Source organism: Sphingobacterium sp. BIGb0165, assembly GCF_024810095.1.
Classification (GTDB): Bacteria; Bacteroidota; Bacteroidia; order Sphingobacteriales; family Sphingobacteriaceae; genus Sphingobacterium; species Sphingobacterium detergens.
This window is the reverse complement of sequence record NZ_JANUEB010000005.1, coordinates 146,134-169,525: the sequence shown is the minus strand read 5'-3', so window position 1 is coordinate 169,525 and position 23,392 is coordinate 146,134. Positions and strand designations below refer to the sequence as shown.

The window sequence follows — 23,392 nt, the reverse complement described above, 5'->3', positions numbered from 1 at the left end:
TTTGATCGAAAAAACATTCGACGAACAAATCATAGTTCCTTCGTTCAATAGATAGCGGCCAAATCAACATATAATCAAGTCGAAAGGGTTAAAAAAGTTTACATATTAAGCAATAAACTTTTAAAATAAAATACAAATCCCTATTAATTTAGTTTAGACATTAAAAATAAGTCATTCTATAAAGATTAAGAGATTATTTTACTTATCACAACCAATTTATTCAACACTCGATACATAGGGATTTACTTACTAACCCCAATATAAATTATGAGAATTTTTTTAAACATCGTTATTATTGTCGCAGTGCTAACGTCACTGAGTTCTTGTCGAAAGAGCCAATTTGCACTTTCTCCATTAAATGATTCGTTATCCAACGCGCTTGACACCGTTTACACTTCGGATCATCCGTACAATCTCAATATCGTCCTATTTGTACCATCTGACATGGTACCGAATGCCGACTATGAAAGACGTATAAGCGAAAATCTACTGTACAAACAAAATTTTGTAAAGACATGGATGCAACACTGGGGATATGGAGCTAAGACGTTTGGTTTACTCAAAAATGCATCCAATCGTGTTAAGATTCATGTCATTCAGGGTAAATTGCCAACTTCATCCTATCCTTACGATGGTGGTGAACCCGCCATGTGGCAGGAGATCAGCGATTATTTTATGACCCATCAAAAATCCAGCGACCATTACTTTATCTTGACTACGGTGAATAAATATGGAAAGCAAATGGCGCCTTATTACGGGATAGGCACTAAATGTTATGGGATAGACTTTCCGGATATGGAAATTGTCAATATGGGCCGAACTGATACGGCTGGACTTGCTTCTTCTTGGATAGGAGGTAATACGCATGAGATGATGCATGGTCTCAACCTTCCGCACAATGGCGGTCTGGTCTCTCAAAATGCATTGTATGGCACTCCAATTATTACAGGTAATGGCGGAACATTTGTTGTAGCACCTACATATCTAGATGCATGGGACTGTGCTGTACTGGGTAATGGGCAGGTATTCAGCAGCACTGCTCGCACAGACTGGTATCAAGATCCTGGAGCAAAAATCAAGAGCTTACATGCGCACTATGATGATGCATCCCAAAAAGTAATTGTATCAGGAAAATTCAGTAGTAACAAGAAAGTCAATTTTATAGGCTTCACCAACGACCCCAAACGAAGTGCCGGTGATGGAAACTATGATTCCGAAAATTGGGTGGTTTCTCCCATCGGGGTAGATAGCTTCTATACCGAAATAGCTATTACAGAATTTAAAGATCGTGGTAATTATCAAAATGATTTTACAATCAGTTTAATCCACGAAAATGGGTATAGACATGTCAACAGCTACAGCTATCAAATGATCAGTGGGAAGCCAGATATCCAATTTGGTGACAGGCCTGAATACAATAAAAGTAACTGGTCGCTGCTAAACTTCAGTTCAGAAGAGTCGCAGGCCGAAAACGGTTTTGCGATCAACTTAATTGATAATGACAGAAGTACACAATGGGTAAGTCGCTGGACTGGAACAAGCTCCACCCATCCGCATTATTTCACGATCGATATGGCAACAATAAAACCTGTCAATCGTTTTACTTTTGTTCAACGTGCGGGGGGTAGTAAACCCAAAGATATTCAGATTCAGGTGAGTTCAGACAACATAACTTGGCAAAATGCCGGAAGCTATGTGCTTCCGAATGCCGCAGGTCCAACTGATGTTAAATTAGCTTCAACACTTAATTTCAGGTATTTTAAAGTGACTATTACAAGTGCTACAGACGGCACACAATGGGCTGCATTAAGCGAAATCGGCACCTATAAGGACTGACAAATAAAAAAGTTAGCTACTAAAATGCACTGCCCCAAAAAGTCACACACTTTATGGGGCAGTCCTTGAATTAAAACGGATGTTTTTATAGTTTTCGGCACGACCAGCAATAGCTTAGAAAGAAATCCTCCATTTGATTTCTGCATTTTCGTTGCTCATTATATGTAATTTGTATATTCCATTTTTTTCATCTAAGGGAAGTATTTTGCCTGATCCAGACGATATCACTATTTTTTTTGGTTTTTTTCCATTACAGGCAATCACAAGTTCATAAGGATCATCCTGAACTACCGACGAAGTTCCAAGTAGTTGTTGACCTTTATTATTCCATAACACATCTCTCAAATCAATATAGCCTTGCATAATATGCCTATTGGTAGAAATAAATTGTGGATGATCTTCCTTTCGATGTACAGCGATCATCCTAGCCTCTCCAGGCCTAAGAGATTGAACAATTTTTGTCGAATGATCTACTAGCCCCAAAAATTTATCGTTCCAAAAATCATATAGGTAAAACTGTCCCTTTTTGTCCAGCTGCATTCCTCCTTCATTTAGGGATTTTGAAGGGAAAACCTCTATTGTATTTTCCTGCGTTAAATGGTCGTTATAAAGAGTGAGCTGATGCCAGTTGGAATTTATCGCAAAATCATAGACACGAGGATAAGTTGAAGTTCCATTAAATGCATCCAGCGGTCTCGCGCTCTGTGTGGTGTTATGATAAGGAAAAGTCCTACTCAAGTCATGTAGCTGAGTCGCAGTAAGCTGAGAAAAACTTCGACCAAGGAGGAACCGTCCACTTGTTACGTAAGACATGGTCAACATAGCCCTATTTCCATCACTATGACCAACTGGCAAAGCATCACTTGGATCTTTCGAATCCATATCATAGTTGATTACTTGCCTATTTTTGTACCAGCGCAATCCACAGTAGCTAATCATCTTTGGTGTGATCCCATCAGTGTCTGCCCACACCCGTTGCGATGCTATAGCGCCTAAAGCAATGTCAGAGCCTCGAACAATATTTCTCTCTTGCAAAAATGTACCTTTGCCCAAACCTTCATATGCAATCTTGAACATATTTCTATAAGCGAAGGCCGTTGTCGCATACTTATCTTCAAACCCGCCCTCATAAGCCCATGCTGTATTCTCAGGATAGTCATAAAATACTCCTTTAATCCCAGCTTCTTTTAGATTCGAATATACTTCTTTCATATGTTCGATAAATCCATGATCAGTAAAATCATACCCCCACAGCTGTCGATCTTCATCTTGCCACCATTGTTTGGTATAGCCATTTCCAAATTCATTAAAATATGTGCTTTCTTTCAAAAGTTCCAAGGATTGATTACCATAATATTTACGATATGGATCATTAAACATCATCCAATTTGGATGCAATTTCACAAAGTCTTCGGAGCGTCGGGCAGATTGCATATAGGTAAATGGATAGCCTCCTTTTTTTATAATCTCCTTTGCCCAAGATGCAGTCGTTAAAAAGGGAGCAGTATAGTGTGGAAGTTCGGTTGACATGGGTTCATTATATTTCCCCCAATGCAAATCATCCCACCATCCTTGTTGATTATTTTGCCCATACGCATCCGGCACAAGTCTAATGGCAACCTTTGTATATTTCGTAATCCCCGAACGGATAGCATTATCCATCTCTTCTACTGCACCTTTCGTATTATTAAATTTTGCGCGACTTTTATCATTATTAAAATAGGACGCGTACCAAAGACATTCTGTCGGAAAGTCGTAATAGCTTAACTGAATATCTTGTACCCGTTTCAATACCGTTGCATAGGATTCCAAAGCCCGAAACGGATCCTGGTTATCCAAACACAAGTAGAACTTTTCATTATTTTGGTATCTTTGTCCCGGATCGATACGTTTGCCCACTGGATCAGCAGCATACATTGATAATTTTAGACTTTTATCCCCACGTACCAGACGTACAAATTTCTCAAAGTCAACATAGCTCACACCTCCTGCAACAAGAATATCGGGATTGTCTAATTTCCCTGTCCTCACAAGCAAATTGTTAAAACTTACGATCGTATCCAAGCTGGTAACACGTGTAGGACTCCCCCCCTCCGTTTCCGTCCAATACTCGATAATTAGATTGAAGATCCCTCCCATTGTAAATGTCATGGCTAATCAATGGGTAAAACATACGTAGGTGCTTGGGTTCCGAAGTATTATTGGTTACCTCCATCTTAAACACATAAAACGATTCTCCTTCATACATCGAAACCGACCAATCAATTCCAAATCCATCAGCAATCTCCGATCGGATCATCAATAACTTTCCCTTCCCGAGCTCGTCCTTAATATTTTTTTGCGACCAAGTCCGCTTTGCACCTTTATCTTTGGATTGCCATGCCTCAGCTTGAAAAAAGGCATTTGAAATCAATTTATCTCCTTTATTATTTAGGACATCAAAGGTCCCCATCTCCAAATTAAATCGTAAAATAGAAGAAGAGTTACCGATTTCGAGGTCACTCCCCTTTTGACTTATAGAAATGGTTCCTTGTGAAAACGCACTTAAATTCGTAAGCAAAAGGTAAATAAGAAATAATAGTCTATTCATTATTTGGATAAAATTGTTAAAACAAATTTATCCTTTGGTGAACGGAAAATCTAAAACCATAATACCAATGTTTACAATGATACTACCAATAAAACCTGATTTTGGAGATAATATTTTATTTCCCGCAAATATTTTCTTAGTCAAGCAATGACTAGTCTTCTGTTCTGGATATTATACTTCGCCATGGCTTGCTCGCCCACAATTCACCATTTACGATTGCATTCACCCAGTCCCTTTTAGTTTTCTTTGTATACCACATTCATAACTCCATTTACCTCTAATGACAAGAAAAAAATCTGACCATTATCTAAATTATCTTAAAAGACTAGCGGGCGCCCTGTTACATTTCTAAAAATTAAATTACATTTTATTAACATTAGAAAAATAAAATTACCCCACCAGCAAACAAACCAAAAGATTTACCCTAACATGGTAATCATCGTTTATTACTTATTTAGCCCATCATTTTGCATAAAAAGGAGAAATAGATTTGCAATCCAAATAGTAAAGTTTTTAAAAGTTTTTAAAAAAAACATAAAAGATAGCAAAAGTTATTATAGATATACTTTATATTAGTTTTAATATTAAGGCTTCCTTAGTCGCAATAAATCAGTTATAACAGGCTCCTAAAGAGATCATATGTTTCTTACTGTTTGTGGCTATAACAGACAGCTAATCGAATCATTGTTCCTTGGACATGCATTCAGGATAGAGAAACCAGCAGATTACATTTTTAAACTTAATATAATATGAGATCATTAAAATTTAAACTACCATTAGCGCTAGCTATGGGACTGTTTTCGCTGGCCTCCTGCCAAAAACAATCCGAAAAGGAAGATGTACTTCCGAAAATTTCAACTCGGGCACAAGTGACTACGCCTAATATTGGTGAAGTGAAACTTCAGGAAGGTGTATTGTTTTATCCTGCAAATAAAGTATCCAACATCAATTCCAGTACTGTGGCGCTCGAAGTCGGCAATTATGACAAATTGGTGTATGCGACCAAACTAACTGACTTACAACAGCAGGGACTGGGGGCCACATTAGCACTCAACCTCAATGTATATGCCGGAACGGCCCAAACAGAACCATTCGGGTATCTCTATTATTTTAAAACTGCCAAGGGAACAACAGTTCCATCGACAGAAAACGACCCCGTCTTGACAACTGCATATCAGACAGGTCGGGTAGAAATAGCGCGTTATATTCTTCCCTACCTCTCTACCGTATGGAATCAAAGCGGCTTAGTTACGATTACAACCAGCTCTCCAGTAGTACCCTACACGTTCGATATCAGTCCCTTTGCCTCAGCACTCAAAGATCAGGATTCGACAGTTTGGATTGCATCCAGTCAGGGGCAACCCGGTAATAGTTCCTATACATACAAAACCGATCTAACCTTAACAAGTTCAGGCAACACCGACTTAAGTTCCTGGCAAAAAGACAACTATACTTTACCGATCGTTGGTTTTGCTGGATTGGGCAGCACATTGTCACAGACCAAGTCCATCAGCAGATCTTTTACTGTTCCTGACGATATTACCAATGCAAAAATTAGGGTCATTTACACTGGACCTGAAGGCTACTATACGACAAATGTCTTAAAGTTAGACAACCAGCAAATAGATTCCTACAGTACACGTATGGTCTGTATACCCGAGCAACGCTACCAACAACGAAACCCGTCTGTAGCCAACGGAACTGTACAACCCGGCCTATGGAACTATCCTACAAGAAATTATTGTCAAAGCGACACCGTTCCACCGCATACAACCTTGCTGACCAACAAATTGACCAAAGGAACCCATGAGCTCAAACTTGACATGACACAGAACGTCGCTGGCAGAAGCGACTACGGAGGTAGCATTCAGATCTCCATTAGTCTAATCGGTACCCGTGTCCTAGGTGCTACACTATTTCAACATTGCGATTATGCCGGCAACAATGCTATCCTTGCCATTGGCTCCTATACAACTGCTCAAATGCTTGCAAAAGGAATCAATAACAATGATATTTCTTCGCTCAAAATTCCAGCAAACTATAAGGTCACCCTTTACGACGGGGACAACTTTACTGGGGCTTCCTTAGTACTTACTGCAAATGAAACCTGCCTAATCAACAAAAACTTTAATGATAAGATATCATCCCTAAAAATTGAAAAAATCTAATTTTAACACATTCCAATGCCCACGATCTGCTTAATACATATTTAGGTTGTGGATATACATTATGCTGTAAAACGTTAGCCTATCATTTTGAAAATAACCTTCTCAAAATGATAGGCATCTATTCAAGCTATGCCGGCACCAAATAACCACAACTAACTAAAATCCAATATATTACAAATAAAAAACCATTGCTGGAGTAAATTTTGATTTAAAATAAAACTAATATAAATCAGAAATGAACAGATTGAATATAAAATGGAAACAGGAAGTGGAACCGCCATCATTTCCAAAGTGGCTCAAATCCTATCACCTCCTGCTATGCGCCGTCATTGTAGTAGTCGCTTTTGGGGCAGTTTTAAAACATTTTGGTGCAAAAAGAATGGATGGCAATAGCCACTACAGTTCAAGCAAAATCACGATATCGAGATAGCCCGATTAGGTAATTTTATAACACACTCAGCGTTCAAGCAAGCTATTGAAGCTCGAAATTCGCAAATACAGAGGCTAACTGAAAGCTAAGCTACAACATGATCGCGACATGTAGCGTCTGCCATGCTTTATCAACAGGAAATTATATCACGTGAAAGTACTTATCATTGACGATGAAGACAAGTTGAGGAACTTGTTATCAAAAATTATTAGCTTCGAAGGCTTTGAGGTCTTTCAGGCCTCCAGTATCAAATCAGGCTTAAAACAATTAGAACTGGAAGAGATAGATGTCATTGTATCTGACGTCAAACTTCCCGATGGGAATGGCGTAGAGACAGCCAAGATTATCAAAAGCAAATATCCTGCAGTCGAAATTATTCTTTTAACTGCTTTTGGGAATATCCCGGACAGTGTCGACGCCATCAAAAACGGTGCTTTTGACTATATCACCAAAGGGAACGACAACGACAGAATAATTCCACTGCTGTACAAAGCCGGGGAAAAGGCCGTGCTCAATAAAAAAGTTCAAAAACTCGAAAAGCAGCTTGGTGAAAAACATTCTTTTGATAAGATCATCGGACGGTCTAAATCCATCATGAAGGCAATTGATCTGGCTAAAAGAGTCGCGACCTCCGAGACCACTGTACTACTGACCGGAGAAACCGGAACCGGAAAAGAGGTTTTTGCTCAGGCAATACATCTGGCCAGCTTGCGTGCAAATCACAATTTTGTAGCAATCAATTGCTCAGCATTCAGCAAAGAGCTCCTTGAAAACGAACTGTTCGGACATAAAGCCGGCGCTTTTACAGGTGCGACCAAAGATCAAAAAGGACTCTTTGAAGAAGCGCACAAAGGAACAATCTTCCTGGATGAGATCGGTGAAATGGAAATAGAGCTACAGGCCAAAATATTACGTGTATTGGAAACAGGTGAATTCCTGCGCGTGGGCGATAACAAACCCACCAAAGTAGATGTCCGCATCATTGCAGCCACAAATCGCAATTTAGAAAATGAAATTGAACTCGGTAATTTTAGGAATGACCTCTTTTATCGCTTATCGGTCTTTGCAATACCACTTCCCTCCTTGCGCGAAAGATCCAAAGACATTCAATTATTGGCAGAACACTTTGTCAGTTGGTTTGCCGTAAAGTCCAATCGACGCGCATTGACATTAACAGAAGAATATCTCGGCGCATTGGAGAGAAATGCCTGGAAAGGCAATATCCGTGAGCTGAAAAATGTGATCGAACGAAGCGTGATATTAGCAGACGATGAGATCCTCACCTTAGATACCCTGCCAATAGACCTGCAACAAGACAACAAAGACAGTGCGATGAGGTCAACATTTTCGATGGCCAGCGTAGAAAAAACACATATCCTGAAAATATTAAACTACACCCAAGGCAATAAAACAGAAACAGCGAGACTCTTAGAAATAGGCTTAGCAACCCTATACCGAAAAATAGACCACTATAAAATATCCTAGAAATGGGCAAATTTACGCCCATTAAAACCCAATCCAAGAATATTCCTATCAACAGCAACAGCCTGCAGAGATCAATCAGCTGCTATTCCTATCCGCTTTTTATGTAAAAAACAATAACCTATCATTTTGATAATCCACCTTATCAAAATGATAGGTTATTTGTTTTCAACACATCTAAAAATAAATCACAACAAACTAAAAAACAATCAATTACACCACCACAAAAACTATTGGAATACATTTTGGCATATCGGATATAAAATAAATAAAAATGAGCAAGACAGATGTTAAATGGGAACAGGAACAAGAACCACTATCGTTCCCTAAATGGTTAAAATCTTATCACTTATTGTTCTTTGCAACACTTGTGGTATTGATTTTCGGAGCAATAATAAAACAGTATAGTACAGTCTAATCAATCACAAAATGATCACATTAATATTAATACTGGCAGGAGTAGCCTGCTTCGGTCTATTCATTAAGTCAATTGACTTTTTTGATAAAATCTAGTAAGAATGAATAAAATAAATGAACAATCCGCAAGTCAATATCTTGCCGATCATTATGGGGAAATAAAAGAAGAAATCAATGACCTATCATCCCGAAGAAATTTTGCTGGGATATTTCAGGCCATTGTGAACCATATCAATTACCTACTTTCTAATGGCCAGATCGAAAAAATTGGCAATCGATTAAAATATATGGGATGGCTTTATAGAAGGGGAAATGAACAGGTACGCAACATCATCGAAAATCTCTTTGTGCGTTCTTTTCGGGGAATGAAAAGAAGATGCACATCCGAAGAATGGATCTATATGTATCAGCAGATTCCAAAAAATCTTAAACAAATTTATTTGTTGCAAAGCAACAGCTATATCACTCAAAAATCTTTTATATGACAGCACTATTTGTGGTAGCTATTGGTGTATTCGTTTACATCTGCTACGTACTGCTAAAACCAGAGAAATTTTAAATCACAATAGCTGATGAAAGAAGAAAAGGTTAAAATCTTATGTAGATAAGGGACAACAGAATTTCATCAGATAGTATGTAGAGAAATTAAATAATATTAACAGAAATGAATACAGAAATTTTAGGAATAATCGTAATGTTTGTCATAACAGTATTGCTTGCAATACCGTTAGGCAAATACATTGCAAAAGTCTATGGAGGCGAAAAAACACTGCTTGACCCCATATTTAATCCCATAGAGCGAATCTTTTATAAAGTCAGCGGGATCAATCCACAGACGGAAATGAACTGGAAACAACAGATGGTAGCGATGGTCAGCATCAATATGATCTGGTTTTTAATGGGTATGCTCATCTTGATGACACAGGGCAGCCTGCCACTGAACCCGGACAATAATCCGAGTATGTCGGCGGATCTCGCATTCAACACTGTCATTTCATTTGTCGTTAACTGTAACCTGCAACACTATTCAGGTGAGACCGGACTCAGTTATCTGGGACAATACTGGTTGATGTTCCTACAATTTGTAAGTGCGGGTATCGGTATGGCAGCTGCCGTACTTGTATTCAGAGCATTCCGTGATCGCACAGCAAGTACATTGGGAAATTTTTACATCTATTTTGTAAAATCATGTACACGTATATTATTACCGCTTTCATTGCTTGTGGCTATCATCCTTGCTTTTGAGGGTACACCAATGACTTTTGAAGGAAAAGACACCATTACAACGCTGCAAGGTGATACTGTAGCCGTGTCGAGAGGTCCTGCTGCAGCCTTTGTAGCCATTAAACATATCGGAACAAATGGCGGTGGATTTTATGGTGCAAACTCTGTCCACCCATTTGAAAATCCTTCGTATCTCTCCAATATGGTCGAGATGGTCGCGCAGATGATTATCCCCTTAGCCATGATTTTTGCGCTAGGTATCTTCATCAAACGGCGGAAGCTCTCCTGGATGATATTTGGTGTCATGACAGTCGGCTTCCTTTTGCTTGTCATTCCGAATATTATGATGGAGACCAAAGGTAATCCAGCGATTGCTGCGATGGGAGTCGATAATTCTCTCGGAGCAATGGAGGGTAAAGAGATTCGCTTTGGAGCGCCCGCATCCGGTTTTTGGAGTATCGTGACCACGGTAATCTCGACAGGCTCGATTAATGCCATGCACGATAGCACCATGCCTCTATCCGGTATGAATGAGTTGCTTGCCATGATGATAAATGCCTTCTACGGCGGTTGTGGCGTAGGTATCCTGAACTTCTTTATTTTCATCATTCTTGCCGTATTTATCAGTGGACTGATGGTTGGTCGGACACCTGAGTTTTTAGGAAAAAAAGTGGAAGCCAGAGAAATGAAAATCGCGATGATTATCGCACTGCTGCATCCATTTCTAATCCTGGTGGGCACAGCTTTAGCAGCTGCATTACCACAATACACCGCAGCAACGCTAAACAATCCTGGATTCCACGGCTTTAGTGAAATGCTTTACGAATACACATCATCGGCAGCAAATAATGGTAGCGGCTTTGAAGGATTGGGAGACAACACCCTATGGTGGAACGTCAGTACAGGTTTCGTACTCATTCTGTCCCGCTTCTTACCGATTATCGGACCTGTGGCCATCGCCGGTTTATTGGCTGAAAAGAAATTTATTCCTGAGGGAGATGGAACATTGAAAACAGATACAGCAACTTTCGGCCTTATGGTATTTGCCGTCATAGCCATTGTCGCTGCACTTTCCTTTTTCCCTGCATTGGCATTAGGCCCTATTGCGGAGTACTTCTCACTTTATTAAACATTGATTAAAGAAATTAGAAATGAACAAAAATACATCACTGTTTCAAAAAGACATGGTACAGGAAGCACTGAAACAGTCTTTTGTGAAACTAAACCCGAAAACAATGTTCCGCAATCCGGTTATGTTTACCGTATGGATCGGAACTGTGGTCATGCTGATCGTCAGTTTATGGACCTTGGCAGGAGCACAAGGACAGGGAAGTTTTGGTTACAACTTTGCCGTATTTGTCATATTATTACTCACACTGTTGTTTGCCAACTTTGCTGAGGCCATTGCCGAAGCAAGGGGAAAAGCGCAGGCGGATAGCCTGCGCAAAACAAGAGAAGAAACTCCAGCCAAACTTAAAAGCGGCCAGACCATCTCCTCTGCCCAGTTAAAAAAAGGCGATATTTTCGTCTGCGAAGCCGGCGATATTATCCCCTCAGATGGTGAGATCGTGGAAGGACTTGCCACAATTGATGAAAGTGCCATCACCGGTGAATCCGCCCCCGTCATTCGGGAAGCAGGTGGAGACAAAAGCTCCGTAACAGGTGGAACCAAGGTGCTTTCCGATAAAATAGTCGTGCAGGTAACCACACAACCCGGTGAGAGCTTCCTTGATAAAATGATCGCCCTGGTAGAAGGTGCTTCAAGACAAAAAACACCCAATGAAATCGCCTTGACTATTTTACTGGCAGGCTTTACATTGGTATTTATCATCGTCTGTGTGACATTAAAACCATTTGCAGATCATGCGAATGTCGGAATCACCATTGCATCATTCATTTCCCTATTTGTCTGTCTTATCCCGACGACAATTGGGGGATTACTTTCAGCAATAGGTATCGCCGGAATGGACAGAGCCCTACGTGCAAATGTCATTACCAAAAGTGGTAAGGCTGTGGAAACAGCAGGTGATATTGATGTATTATTATTGGACAAAACAGGAACAATAACCATCGGTAACCGTAAGGCTACTCATTTTCACCCCGCACACGGTATTGATGAGAAAAAATTAATAAAAGCAGCTGTATTGAGCTCTATGGCTGATGAAACGCCCGAAGGTAAATCTATTATAGAACTTGCCGGAATCAATCCGCTGAGCTATGAAGTGAAGAACCCTGCATTCATCAAGTTTACAGCTGAGACACGAAGTTCAGGTATAGACTATGAAAACATACGTATCCGAAAAGGTGCAACTGATGCGATTAAAAATCTTGTTACAGGAGCTGGCAATAGATTCCCAGAAGAAGTCGAGGAAAGTGTTAAGGCGATCTCCCAAAATGGAGGAACACCACTAGTGGTTTCCGAAAATGACATCGCCCTAGGCGTGATCGAACTACAAGATATCATCAAACCCGGTATTCATGAAAGGTTTGAACGTCTTCGTAAAATGGGGATCAAAACAGTGATGGTAACGGGTGACAACCCCTTGACCGCGAAGTTTATTGCCGATAAAGCTGGTGTGGATGATTTTATCGCCGAAGCCAAACCAGAGGACAAAATGAACTACATCAAAAAAGAGCAATCCGAAGGCCGCTTAGTGGCTATGATGGGTGATGGAACAAATGACGCTCCAGCTTTGGCGCAGGCCGATGTGGGCGTTGCCATGAATTCGGGCACGCAGGCCGCAAAAGAAGCCGGAAATATGGTTGACCTAGACAACGACCCGACAAAACTGATCGAGGTGGTTGAAATCGGTAAACAATTATTAATGACCAGGGGAACATTAACGACCTTTAGTATCGCCAATGATGTCGCTAAATATTTTGCGATTATTCCGGCCCTGTTTATCACCGCTATTCCAGCGCTACAGGGGCTCAATATCATGAAATTGCACAGCCCAGAAAGCGCTATTTTATCTGCCGTTATTTTCAATGCCATTATTATTCCGATGTTGATTCCGTTGGCACTTAGAGGTGTTGCCTATAAACCGATTGGAGCAAGCGCCTTATTGCGCCGAAACCTACTCATATTCGGATTGGGCGGGATTGCCGTTCCTTTTCTAGGTATTAAGGTGATTGATATGTTCGTCGCTATTTTCTTTTAATCCGTAAAATAAATCAAGAGGGATAAAATCTCACAGGACTTGTTTCCTTGCAGTTTTACCCTCATAAAATATAACTGAAATGAAAAAACACATTTTACCCGCATTAAAGCTGACCATCATTATGATCCTGTTCTTTACAGTGATCTATCCATTAGCTGTCTGGGGAATGGCCCAGTTTTCCTCCAACGCGGGAAAGGGAAAAATCATTGAGCATAATGGTAAAAAGTACTATTCAAATATTGGTCAGGCCTTCACAGCCGACAAATACTTTTGGTCGAGACCGTCTGCCGTAAATTATAATGCTGCCGGTTCAGGAGCGAGTAACAAAGGGCCTTCAAATGAAGAATATCTTGGTCAGGTGCAGGCACGTATCGATACATTTTTAGTACACAACCCTGGTATCAAAAAATCCGAAATACCCGTCGATCTGATTACCGCAAGTGGAAGTGGATTAGATCCAAATTTTTCTGTTCAGGCGGCCAAAGTTCAGGTCAAACGTATCGCTACTGTACGAGGTATCGAAGAACAGAAAATAAATCAATTGATCGAGGAAAATACTGAAAGCCCTTTATGGGGAATTTTCGGTCCTCAAAAAATCAATGTGTTAAAGCTCAACATCGCCTTGGATAAGCTGGCGAGCAGATAAAAAACTCCAACCAAGAACCTATCATGTTTTGTTTAGCTGCTTTTTCGGCTAAGCAGGGCGGATAGATTAATAATTCCCCTTGGCAATTTGTTTAAGGGGAATTTGTAAGTTTATAAAAGTTATCACATGTTATGGATGAAAGAAAAAGTGCAGAACATTTTTTAAATCTGATTCAGAAATCCCGAAGAGGTAAATTCAAACTCTATATCGGGATGAGTGCCGGAGTTGGGAAGACCTTCCGTATGCTTCAGGAAGCACATGCGCTTTTACAGAGTGGTATCGATGTCAGGATCGGCTATATCGAAACTCATCAGCGTATCGAAACCCATGCGTTGCTGGCCGGCCTACCTATTATCCCAAGGAGAACATTGTTCTACAAAGGCAAGGAGCTCGAGGAAATGGATGTACAGGCCATTATAAATCTGAGTCCCGAAGTGGTTATCGTTGATGAACTGGCACATACAAATATAGAAGGAAGTAAAAACGAAAAAAGATGGCTGGATGTAATGGATATCCTTGATGCCGGTATCAATGTCATCAGCGCTGTAAACATCCAACATATCGAGAGCCTCAATGATGAAGTCAGAGAAATCACAGGTATCGATGTGCAAGAACGAATTCCTGACAGTGTGGTTGCCCAGGCCGATGAAGTTGTCAATATCGACTTAACGGCAGAGGAGCTGATTAACAGGCTAAAGGAAGGTAAGATTTATGAAAATTCAAAGATAGCCGCAGCCCTCAACAATTTCTTCAAAAGTGAACATATTCTGCAGTTGCGCGAACTGGCATTAAAAGAAGTCGCCTCACAGGTGCAAAGAAAGGTCGAAACGGAAGTTGTCCTCAATCGAAATGTTAAGAAAGAACGTTTTCTGGCCTGCATCAGTTCAAACGAACAAACGGCCAAAAATGTCATCAGGAAAACTGCCCGTCTGGCCAATTACTATAATAGCAAGTGGTATGTCATGTATGTACAAGTCCCCAAAGAAAGTGTGGACCGGATCGCATTGGATAAACAGCGACATCTCATCAATAATTTTAAACTGGCTACCGAACTGGGGGCTGAAATTATTAAAGTAAAGGCCAAGAATGCCACCAAAGCCATTATCAAAGAATGTGAAGAACGTATGATCACGACGGTCTGTATCGGTAAACCGCATATCAATCTGATTAAAGTCATACTCGCAACCGATACATTCAATACATTATTGAATAAATTGTCTCAGGAAAATATTGATCTCGTAATATTGTCATAAAATGAAAATTAAAGCAAAATTAACATTTGGAGTAGGGCTCCTATTTATATTGATCGTAGCCCTAGCTGTTATTAGCGGATGGTATGTTAATCAGCTCAAAAGAGACACGAATAATATACTTGTTGCCAATTACAACACCTTACTCTATTCGCGGAATATGCTTCTGGCGCTGGAAGATATCAATAAGGATGCTGCAGCAATCGATACGTTTCAAAATAATTTGACGCTACAAATGGGCAACGTCACTGAAATTGGCGAGATCGAAAGGACAAACCTGATTGTCAAACACTTCAATTCGCTTAAAAATAAACCCGATGATGCACAACTAAGCTCATCCATCCGAAAAGACATCACCGAATTAATGCGGCTAAATATGGATGCGATCAGTAGAAAAAGTAACATTGCAGATGAAACTGCCCGCAGAGCAATACTCATCATCTCATTTACAGGAGCACTCTGTTTTCTGATCGCTGTCATATTACTGATCAATCTTCCGTCCAATATTGCCAATCCCATCCGGGAGCTAACCGAAAGCATCAAGGAAATTGCCAGCCAAAATTATTCAAAACGCGTCAACTTTGGCGGACATAACGAATTTGGAGATCTGGCACGATCATTTAATACTATGGCTGAGAAGCTGGAAGAATATTCGGACAGCAAATTAGAGAAGATCCTGAAAGGGAAAAAGCGGATCGAAACCTTGATCGACAACATGCATGATCCTGTTATTGGTATCGACGAAAATAAAAAGGTCCTATTTGCCAACGATGAAGCCTTGAATATATCAGGACTGCGGAAAGAAGATTTCATTGGAAAAGCTGTACAAGATATCGCCGTCACCAATGATCTGATCCGGGATATTATAAAAGACATCTTTCTACCAGCACCAAAAAGCAACAAAGCCGAACAGTTGAAGATCTATGCGGATGGTAAAGAAAGTTATTTTGAGAAGGAAGTCATCGACATCAATATCGTCCCCACCGGCGAAACAGAAATTAAATTTATCGGCCAGGTGATCCTATTGCGTAATATTACCCCCTTTAAAGAGCTTGATCTTGCCAAAACAAATTTTATGGGAACGGTATCGCATGAGTTTAAAACACCTATTTCATCTATTCAAATGGGCGTACAACTGTTAGAGAATGAAAAAGTAGGTCTTTTAAATGGCGAACAAAAAGACCTGATCAATGGGATAAAAGACGATACCGACAGACTACTGAAAATAACAGGAGAACTGCTCAATATAACACAGGTCGAAAGCGGATCCATACAAATCAATCTGCTGCCATCGGAGATCAAACCTATTATCGAGTATGCTGTCAATGCCAATAAATCTGCAGCGGACAATAAAAACATACAGATTGCAATTGAAATGGATGAGAATGCCTCTACAGCTGTGACTGACAGTGAAAAATCGGCTTGGGTACTGACCAATTTAATTTCCAATGCGATACGTTATTCGTACGAGAATTCGAAGATATCCATCAAAACGGAACGGGAGAATAATCAGGTCAAGTTTTCAGTCTCCGATACCGGACAAGGAATACAGTCCCAATATCTAAAAAAGATTTTTGAGCGATATTTCCGTATTCCCGGCACCAAAAAAGAAGGTACTGGTTTAGGCCTGAGTATCAGCAAAGAATTTATCGAAGCACAGGGCGGAGGGATTTGGGTCGAAAGTGAGTACGGTGCCGGAAGTACCTTTTATTTTACGCTTAATATGGATAATAAAGCCGTGTGATTAGATGCCATATATTTCGTCTAATTTGTGCCATTAATAAAAAAAGAATAGACTTTAGATTTCAATGCAAATTTTAACTTAATTTGCAGGAAAAACTAAATTATGTCTGGACATAACACCGCAGAATTCCATAAAAGGATCACTCTTGCCGGCTCACTGATTGCAATAGGGATTGTTTTCGGTGATATCGGTACCTCACCACTGTATACACTCAATGCTGTCTTTCATCATCGGGTGATTACAGAAGCGATAGCGCTTGGAAGTTTAAGTTGTATCTTTTGGACCCTTGTTTTTCAGACAACGATAAAATATGTCCTTATTACCTTGCAGGCTGACAACAAAGGCGAAGGTGGTATTTTCTCTCTTTATGCTTTAGTCCGACGTTACAGCGGTAAATGGCTTGTTTTCATCGCCATGGCAGGAGGCGCCTTTTTGATGGCTGACGGGATTATTACACCGCCAATGTCGGTTGCCTCTGCCGTCGAAGGTGTGCAGGCTGTTGTTCCCGGTTTTAATACCGTTCCCATTATCGTCGGGATCTTGATCTTACTATTCGTTTTTCAGCAGTTTGGCACTGATAAAATCGGGAAGATATTTGGTCCCTTGATGATTATTTGGTTTGGCTTTATTGCTATAATAGGCATCCTATCAATTGGAGATAATTGGAATGTCTTTAAAGCGCTAAATCCATATTATGCTTATCAAATGCTGGTCAACGAACCCAAAGGATTTTGGTTGTTGGGCAGTATTTTCCTTTGTACGACTGGTGCCGAGGCACTGTATAGCGACATGGGACACTGTGGGCGGAACAACATCCGCATTACCTGGGTATTTATAAAAATTGCGCTTATACTTTGCTATGCAGGACAGACAACATGGTTACTCAACCATGTCGGCGAAGAAGTGGGCAGTCTCAGTCCTTTTTATCATATTGTTCCGAAGTCTATATTTTGGTTTGCCTTAGGGATTGCAACATTGGCGACCATTATTGCCTCTCAAGCCTTGATCAGTGGCTGTTTTACGTTGATCAATGAAGCAATCAGGCTCAATATATGGCCCAAACATCTCGTACTATTTCCAAGTAATGTAAAAGGCCAATTGTATATCCCTGCAATCAACTGGTTTCTGATGTGCGGCTGCGTTGGGATGGTTTTATATTTTAAGCAAAGTACAAGAATGGAAGCCGCATTTGGTCTAAGCGTCACCCTCACCATGCTGATGAGTACAATTTTGATCAATGCCTATCTGCGTATCAAACGTGTACCATTTATCTTCAATATATTGATCACCTTCATCTTTTTGGCGATAGAACTAAGTTTTTTATCTGCCAATCTGCTTAAAGTTAAAGAAGGAGGCTGGATAACCCTGTTATTGGGCTTTTCGCTCTTTGCCGTGATGTACGTCTGGTGGAGGGGCCGGCAGATCAAATCCAATATTCAGTCCTTTGTCAAACTATCCGAACACCTGCCCTTGCTGACGAAATTGAGTACAGACGAAAAACTTCCAAAGTATGCAACCAATCTCGTGTATTTGACGACTTCAGATTCTGAAAAAAAGATCGAAAAAACAATTATGGATTCGATCCTAAAATTCGGTCTTCCAAAACGTGCCGACATTTATTGGTTTGTACATGTCAATATTTTAGATGAGCCCTATTTACAACGGTATTCAGTCGAAACTGTTATCAGAAACGATGTCTATTATATTCAATTTGATCTGGGATTCCGTGAAGATCCCCGGATTGGCTATTACTTTAAACAGGTCGTCAATGATATGATCGAAAAGAATGAAGTAGATGTCGAAGATTCGCTGGAACAGGCTTATCAACAGAACAAAATTGGGGATTTTAAATTTATGATTATGGACAGTTTTCTTTCCTATGATAATCGAATGCCGTTCTGGAAAAATTTTGTTATGAAGGGATATTACAACTTGCGCTATTTCTCCGTAAAAGACTATATCAATTTTGGACTGGACAGGAGCAATATTGAAACAGAGAAATATCCGTTAGTAATCGTACCATTTGCCGAAAATAAATTAGAGCGAAAGGCCTAACCATCAATAGCAGTTTTAGCGGAAACTACGATACCACTGCTGTAAGGATCTCTGTTATTTTTAAATAAATAGGGTTCTTCAAAATTACAATGCCCCCAAAAAGTTAAACAATTTTTGGGGGCAGCTTTTCAAATCAGTACGCTGATTCCGCTAGAAGGGTTATCCCCGTTAAGTTTGCTTCATTATTCTTCAGGAAAGCATAAGTCAGTCTGTCAACCTTGCAATCGGAGAACTCTACTTTTTTAAATTTGCTATTGTATTTAAAAAAGGTATTCAAGATTGTGGCACCCTGAAATTTGACTTTATAAAACCCACAGCCCTCAAAATGACAGTCTTCGATCATACCTTCAAAAATAACATCACTGATCCCCGTATTTTTAAATGAAGTGTGTTTCAACACGGCATTAGTCATTTCATTGCTCTCAAAACAACCAGTATCAAATCTGGCACCGGTAAAGTCTGCATCAGAGAAATTACACTTTCCGATATTGCTTCTCGAAAAATCAGCATCTATAAAGGAGCAACGGTTAAACTGATTCTTTAACAGATTAGACGATTGTATTTTACTATTGGTGAGGTCTGAAGATGAGAAATCACATAATTCAATATTGTTCTTGCCGAGTATTAATCCCGATAGATCTGAGTTTGTAAACTTGCAATTTTTGATATTGGAAGAGCTGAACTGTTCTTTCAGATTCTTTAAACCCGAGAAATCAGCATTTTCCCAGTTGCCTTTCGACATATCCCAGCTACGGCCGGCTTGGTTTTCAGATTTCGATACCGGTTCAGTTAGATAAGCCTGCTGATCGATAGACTCCCGATCCGTATGGTCAATCTGATCTCTATGAAAACTTTCGGAAAAGTAATTGAGGTCTACAGCAAGTATCTCAGCAAGCCTGTTCAATGTCATGATATCTGGCATCGATTCACCCCGCTCCCATTTACCTACCGCTTGTGGACTGATCGAAACCTGCTGGGCAAGTTCGGCCTGTGAAAGATTTGTTTTCTTTCTTGCTTCGGCTATTTTATTGCCGATTGATTTAGAATTTAGCATCATGTCTTTATATTTTTTTGATACTACAAAGTTATTTTGCAAGCCAGTATAGCAGCGAATAAACGACGCTACCATTAGTTGTATCTACACTACTTATTGTTGTATTTAACAATCCATGGTTGTATTCCTCTCTTTTAATAAAATATAGGTATTATTTTTCTGATAGTACTACGCACAGCATAACTTTGAAAGTTTAGATAATCCGTCTGCGTTTGAACCATAAATAGATGATTATCGAAATAACTGCCATTACCCCGAGCGTGATAAAATAGCCAAAGCGCCACTTCAATTCGGGCATATTTTCAAAATTCATCCCATAAATTCCTGCTAAAAATGTCAATGGTAAAAAGAATGCTGAAAAAATAGTCAGCAATTTCATGACATCATTGCTTTTTTGGGCATTGACCGAATGGTAAGTAGTCAATAAATTGTTGGCATTTTCGATGACTTCATCATAACTGAGTATCAGATTCAATAATTTGTCTTTTATATCCTGCAAAGCAGTCTTATTATTCTCCGCCACTTCAATTTGGTGGGTCACGTTCTGAAAAATCTGTAAAAGTTTCTTTGTAATCCGGGTCTGTGCTTTCAGGAAATATAGATCTTTTAACGACACCCGCGCATAATCTTTGAGAAATATTGTTTGTTCTATTTCGATGATTTTTTCGTCTAGTGTATCTAATGGCGTTTGGTAAGTTTCAACCATTTTATAAATCAAATAGACCAGTAGTTCTTCTGAGGTTTCATATTTTTGCTTTACGGAGTCTAAGAAAGCAAATTGGCTACGGTGTATTGTAATAAGCTTGTGTCCATTGTAGAAAAAGGCTATTTTATTTGATAATTCATTGATTGTCGTGGCCCCCTTGTCAATGGTGGATGTAAATGCCCTCAATATCAAAAAATTATAATTGGGTTGACTTTCAAACTTGGGCAGATGCCCCGGTTCCAGGCTATCCTTTATCTGAAAATAGTCTAATTGATATTCTTCAGCAATTTTGTTCAGGCTTTCTTTGTCCGGTTGACAGATATCAATCCAAACGAAGTTATCAAATTGGGTTCTATGTTGGTCAATAGTTTTCATCGAATTTTTATTTTCTTCTACTTTAAAAGCTGATTTTACATGCGCATCTATCCTTTCAGCTAAATGGATGTTTATCCTTACATGCCCCTTCGAAATTAATAATATTTCAATGGATTAGTTTACTCGGCCAAGAAAATTTTTGAGATGATGAAACATCCTGTTCATCAACCACGCCTTCCCTTACATAGACTTATACACCGGCTCATTTATAAAAAAAGCCTCCTCCTTTTGTCTGCAAAAGGAAGGGGGTTCTTATGGTGTAAGTGGATTGGGAGCGGCGGGATTTTATAAATCCACTCAATCAGAATAAAGTATTATCAATGGATGGTCGAATTACTATAAGATCCTCGGGTCTTTTCTATAATTAAATTTTGTACTGCACTGGGGTCAAAAAGCATGGCTGTGCAGTAACAGTTTTTGAATTCCTTTTTCTCCAGATCCGGATAGTTGATACAGTTCTGGCATTTGTTCCAAAAGGAACGGTCCCGGGTAATCTCCGAGAAGCTGACCGGATATAATCCCAGTTTTGAATTGATTTTCATGGTAGCCAGCGAAGTCGTAATGCCAAATATCTTTGCCTTGGGATATTTTAGTTTCGAAAGTTCGAAGATCTGTCTTTTCATAAGTGTTGCGACACCCCTACGTCGCCAGGATGGCGAAACGATAAGGCCACAATGCGAAATAAATTTCTCCTCGGCATAGGCTTCCAGGTAAATGTAGCCAACCCATTCTCCTGTTTGAGTCAATGCGATAACCGCATTACCATCAAGGATCTTATTGCAGATCGACTGCGGGGTCCGTGTCCCTATTCCCGTGCCCCGTGCTTTCGCTGATGAAGCCGTTTCCGCTGAAATCTCCATCGCATATTTTAAATCTGCTGCTGTCGCTGTTCGTACGATTATACGATCTGTTTCCATAACATTTTGCTTATTTGTCAAAACTTGTCTCCCATGCATCAGGAAGTCCTTCCAATAGTTCTATATACCCGGCCAATCCATTTTTTATCTCCGCTAGAAATATAAATTCATTGGCAGTATGCGATCTGGCGGAGTCTCCCGGGCCAAGTTTTAGGGAGGGCACATTCAACCAGCCTCGGTCTGAACATGTCGGAGAGACATAACTTTGCCAACCAAGATTCTTGCCTGCAAGAATAAGCGGATGCTGTTGACTGATGGACGACGCACGCATAGGGTTTCCGACCAATTCAATGGCTGCATGTACTTTCTCCTTTAGGATGGCTATAATTTCCTCAGGACTGTAATTGGGGGTTATACGTACATCAACGGTAAATCTGCATTCATCTGGTACAACATTAGACTGAATTCCGGCATGTATTTCTGTTACTGTTAGCTTGATAACATCATCAAATGTTTCATCGAATCTGAACTGACAAGACTGCATATTATCAATCGCAGACATAGCCATCAATATCGCATTACAACCCTCATTACGAGCAGCATGCGCAGCCTTCCCTTGACAGATAAATTCCAGGGTCATATTTCCTTTCTCAGCGATGGCCATCTGCATTGTGGTAGGTTCACCAACAATAGCGACCGAAATCTTTTCAAGTTGGGGAAGAACCATTGCGAGCCCTCCTTTTCCTGAAATCTCTTCTTCTGCCGTGATCGCAAGAGAGAGGTTAAAAGGAATATCATACCGTGGATAGAAATAAAGAAATGCACCGATCAAAGCGACCAGACAACCACCGGCATCATTTGATCCCAGTCCGAACAGCTTATCGTCCGCGACTTTCGGTTCAAATGGATTCCGGCTATACCCCTGATTGGGTCTAACAGTGTCGTGATGGGAATTCAGTAAAATAGTTGGTTTGGATTTGTCGTAATGCAGATTATAGAGCCAAAGGTTATTTCCGACCCGATTGAAATCAAGACCATGCCTGGAGAAAAAAGAAGATAGTACGCGCGCTGTACCTTCTTCTTCCTTACTGAACGACGGTGTCTTGATTAGCTCTTTTAATAAACCCACGCACTCCGTATGGAGGATCTCAATTCGGTCAACAACCCAGGTATCGAGACTTGATTCACAAAAATTTTTCATATAAAAATTCATTTTTCAAATTGTTCATTTTGTATCCTTTTCAATAAGCATCAGTTGACCCCCTATCAACTATTTTTATTCTAGGCTGATGCCAAAAGTATTCCACAACATACAAAAGAACCATATAACACTGAATACAAACTATATAACACAATCAAAACAACAAACTTAAACAAGCAAAGTCTTTCATTTTGAT

19 protein-coding genes are annotated in these 23,392 nt (G+C 39.9%); 13 read left to right on the top strand and 6 right to left on the bottom strand.

Features of this window, described 5'->3' with window-relative positions; translation table 11 throughout:
- Nucleotides 1-267: 267 nt before the first annotated feature.
- Nucleotides 268-1,836, top strand: coding sequence for a discoidin domain-containing protein (locus M2408_RS12745; protein WP_259182339.1), 1,569 nt, complete (start codon nt 268-270; stop codon nt 1,834-1,836).
- 114 nt (nt 1,837-1,950) lie between these two features.
- On the opposite strand, the gene M2408_RS12740 is transcribed toward M2408_RS12745, so the two are convergent.
- Nucleotides 1,951-3,987: a hypothetical protein gene (locus M2408_RS12740; RefSeq protein WP_259182338.1), complete on the bottom strand. Its 2,037-nt coding sequence runs from the start codon at nt 3,985-3,987 to the stop codon at nt 1,951-1,953.
- Nucleotides 3,878-4,426: a hypothetical protein gene (locus M2408_RS12735; protein ID WP_259182336.1), complete on the bottom strand. Its 549-nt coding sequence runs from the start codon at nt 4,424-4,426 to the stop codon at nt 3,878-3,880. The genes M2408_RS12740 and M2408_RS12735 overlap by 110 nt, the downstream gene beginning before the upstream one ends.
- A gap of 749 nt (nt 4,427-5,175) precedes the next feature.
- Here M2408_RS12735 and M2408_RS12730 point away from each other — a divergent pair.
- From M2408_RS12730 to M2408_RS12680, 12 genes are all read left to right on the top strand, one after another.
- Nucleotides 5,176-6,594: a peptide-N-glycosidase F-related protein gene (locus M2408_RS12730; RefSeq protein WP_259182335.1), complete on the top strand. Its 1,419-nt coding sequence runs from the start codon at nt 5,176-5,178 to the stop codon at nt 6,592-6,594.
- A gap of 235 nt (nt 6,595-6,829) precedes the next feature.
- Nucleotides 6,830-7,024, top strand: a complete 195-nt coding sequence (locus M2408_RS12725; protein WP_259182333.1) for a hypothetical protein — start codon at nt 6,830-6,832, stop codon at nt 7,022-7,024.
- A gap of 150 nt (nt 7,025-7,174) precedes the next feature.
- The gene (locus M2408_RS12720) at nt 7,175-8,509 is read left to right on the top strand and encodes a sigma-54 dependent transcriptional regulator (protein WP_259182332.1); all 1,335 of its coding nucleotides are present in this window, start codon (nt 7,175-7,177) and stop codon (nt 8,507-8,509) included.
- Nucleotides 8,510-8,780: 271 nt separating this feature from the next.
- A complete protein-coding gene (locus tag M2408_RS12715) occupies nt 8,781-8,924 on the top strand; it encodes a hypothetical protein (RefSeq protein WP_167457155.1) in 144 nt (47 codons plus the stop codon).
- A 100-nt stretch (nt 8,925-9,024) separates the two neighbouring features.
- The gene (locus tag M2408_RS12710) at nt 9,025-9,408 is read left to right on the top strand and encodes a hypothetical protein (protein ID WP_120258665.1); all 384 of its coding nucleotides are present in this window, start codon (nt 9,025-9,027) and stop codon (nt 9,406-9,408) included.
- Nucleotides 9,405-9,482 carry a K(+)-transporting ATPase subunit F gene (gene kdpF / locus M2408_RS26360; protein WP_120259290.1) on the top strand — a complete coding sequence of 26 codons (78 nt, stop codon included), beginning with the start codon at nt 9,405-9,407 and terminating at the stop codon, nt 9,480-9,482. Before M2408_RS12710 ends, kdpF begins: the two co-directional genes overlap by 4 nt.
- Before the next feature lie 105 nt (nt 9,483-9,587).
- Nucleotides 9,588-11,276 (top strand): potassium-transporting ATPase subunit KdpA, encoded by a 1,689-nt coding sequence (gene kdpA / locus M2408_RS12705; protein ID WP_259182328.1) that lies wholly within the window; start codon nt 9,588-9,590, stop codon nt 11,274-11,276.
- A 22-nt stretch (nt 11,277-11,298) separates the two neighbouring features.
- Nucleotides 11,299-13,308, top strand: a complete 2,010-nt coding sequence (gene kdpB / locus M2408_RS12700; RefSeq protein WP_259182326.1) for a potassium-transporting ATPase subunit KdpB — start codon at nt 11,299-11,301, stop codon at nt 13,306-13,308.
- A gap of 79 nt (nt 13,309-13,387) precedes the next feature.
- Complete coding sequence (locus M2408_RS12695; RefSeq protein ID WP_259182325.1) at nt 13,388-13,954, top strand: K(+)-transporting ATPase subunit C; 567 nt, start codon at nt 13,388-13,390, stop codon at nt 13,952-13,954.
- A gap of 131 nt (nt 13,955-14,085) precedes the next feature.
- Nucleotides 14,086-15,207, top strand: coding sequence for a sensor protein KdpD (locus M2408_RS12690; RefSeq protein WP_259182323.1), 1,122 nt, complete (start codon nt 14,086-14,088; stop codon nt 15,205-15,207).
- A gap of 1 nt (nt 15,208) precedes the next feature.
- Complete coding sequence (locus tag M2408_RS12685; protein ID WP_259182320.1) at nt 15,209-16,948, top strand: ATP-binding protein; 1,740 nt, start codon at nt 15,209-15,211, stop codon at nt 16,946-16,948.
- A 102-nt stretch (nt 16,949-17,050) separates the two neighbouring features.
- A complete protein-coding gene (locus M2408_RS12680) occupies nt 17,051-19,003 on the top strand; it encodes a KUP/HAK/KT family potassium transporter (RefSeq protein ID WP_259182319.1) in 1,953 nt (650 codons plus the stop codon).
- 133 nt (nt 19,004-19,136) lie between these two features.
- Here M2408_RS12680 and M2408_RS12675 read toward each other — a convergent pair whose 3' ends face one another.
- The 4 genes from M2408_RS12675 to M2408_RS12660 form a co-directional block, all read right to left on the bottom strand.
- Nucleotides 19,137-20,060, bottom strand: coding sequence for a pentapeptide repeat-containing protein (locus M2408_RS12675; protein WP_259182316.1), 924 nt, complete (start codon nt 20,058-20,060; stop codon nt 19,137-19,139).
- A gap of 190 nt (nt 20,061-20,250) precedes the next feature.
- A complete protein-coding gene (locus M2408_RS12670) occupies nt 20,251-21,138 on the bottom strand; it encodes a CorA family divalent cation transporter (RefSeq protein ID WP_120258672.1) in 888 nt (295 codons plus the stop codon).
- A gap of 317 nt (nt 21,139-21,455) precedes the next feature.
- Entirely contained in the window at nt 21,456-22,055 is a 600-nt protein-coding gene (locus M2408_RS12665) for a GNAT family N-acetyltransferase (protein WP_259182315.1), read from the bottom strand.
- Nucleotides 22,056-22,065: 10 nt separating this feature from the next.
- Nucleotides 22,066-23,196, bottom strand: coding sequence for a M20/M25/M40 family metallo-hydrolase (locus tag M2408_RS12660; protein WP_259182311.1), 1,131 nt, complete (start codon nt 23,194-23,196; stop codon nt 22,066-22,068).
- Between the last annotated feature and the right edge of the window lie 196 nt (nt 23,197-23,392).

Bases quoted from the DNA above. Each gene is read 5' to 3' on its own strand.
- M2408_RS12740 (WP_259182338.1), bottom strand. From the start codon at position 3,987: ATGACATTTACAATGGGAGGGATCTTCAATCTAATTATCGAGTATTGG.
- M2408_RS12665 (WP_259182315.1), bottom strand. From the start codon at position 22,055: ATGGAAACAGATCGTATAATCGTACGAACAGCGACAGCAGCAGATTTA.
- M2408_RS12675 (WP_259182316.1), bottom strand. From the start codon at position 20,060: ATGATGCTAAATTCTAAATCAATCGGCAATAAAATAGCCGAAGCAAGA.
- kdpA (WP_259182328.1), top strand. From the start codon at position 9,588: ATGAATACAGAAATTTTAGGAATAATCGTAATGTTTGTCATAACAGTA.
- M2408_RS12715 (WP_167457155.1), top strand. From the start codon at position 8,781: ATGAGCAAGACAGATGTTAAATGGGAACAGGAACAAGAACCACTATCG.
- M2408_RS12685 (WP_259182320.1), top strand. From the start codon at position 15,209: ATGAAAATTAAAGCAAAATTAACATTTGGAGTAGGGCTCCTATTTATA.
- M2408_RS12725 (WP_259182333.1), top strand. From the start codon at position 6,830: ATGAACAGATTGAATATAAAATGGAAACAGGAAGTGGAACCGCCATCA.
- M2408_RS12710 (WP_120258665.1), top strand. From the start codon at position 9,025: ATGAATAAAATAAATGAACAATCCGCAAGTCAATATCTTGCCGATCAT.
- M2408_RS12660 (WP_259182311.1), bottom strand. From the start codon at position 23,196: ATGAAAAATTTTTGTGAATCAAGTCTCGATACCTGGGTTGTTGACCGA.
- M2408_RS12745 (WP_259182339.1), top strand. From the start codon at position 268: ATGAGAATTTTTTTAAACATCGTTATTATTGTCGCAGTGCTAACGTCA.
- M2408_RS12735 (WP_259182336.1), bottom strand. From the start codon at position 4,426: ATGAATAGACTATTATTTCTTATTTACCTTTTGCTTACGAATTTAAGT.
- M2408_RS12730 (WP_259182335.1), top strand. From the start codon at position 5,176: ATGAGATCATTAAAATTTAAACTACCATTAGCGCTAGCTATGGGACTG.
- kdpB (WP_259182326.1), top strand. From the start codon at position 11,299: ATGAACAAAAATACATCACTGTTTCAAAAAGACATGGTACAGGAAGCA.
- M2408_RS12690 (WP_259182323.1), top strand. From the start codon at position 14,086: ATGGATGAAAGAAAAAGTGCAGAACATTTTTTAAATCTGATTCAGAAA.
- M2408_RS12670 (WP_120258672.1), bottom strand. From the start codon at position 21,138: ATGAAAACTATTGACCAACATAGAACCCAATTTGATAACTTCGTTTGG.
- kdpF (WP_120259290.1), top strand. From the start codon at position 9,405: ATGACAGCACTATTTGTGGTAGCTATTGGTGTATTCGTTTACATCTGC.
- M2408_RS12695 (WP_259182325.1), top strand. From the start codon at position 13,388: ATGAAAAAACACATTTTACCCGCATTAAAGCTGACCATCATTATGATC.
- M2408_RS12680 (WP_259182319.1), top strand. From the start codon at position 17,051: ATGTCTGGACATAACACCGCAGAATTCCATAAAAGGATCACTCTTGCC.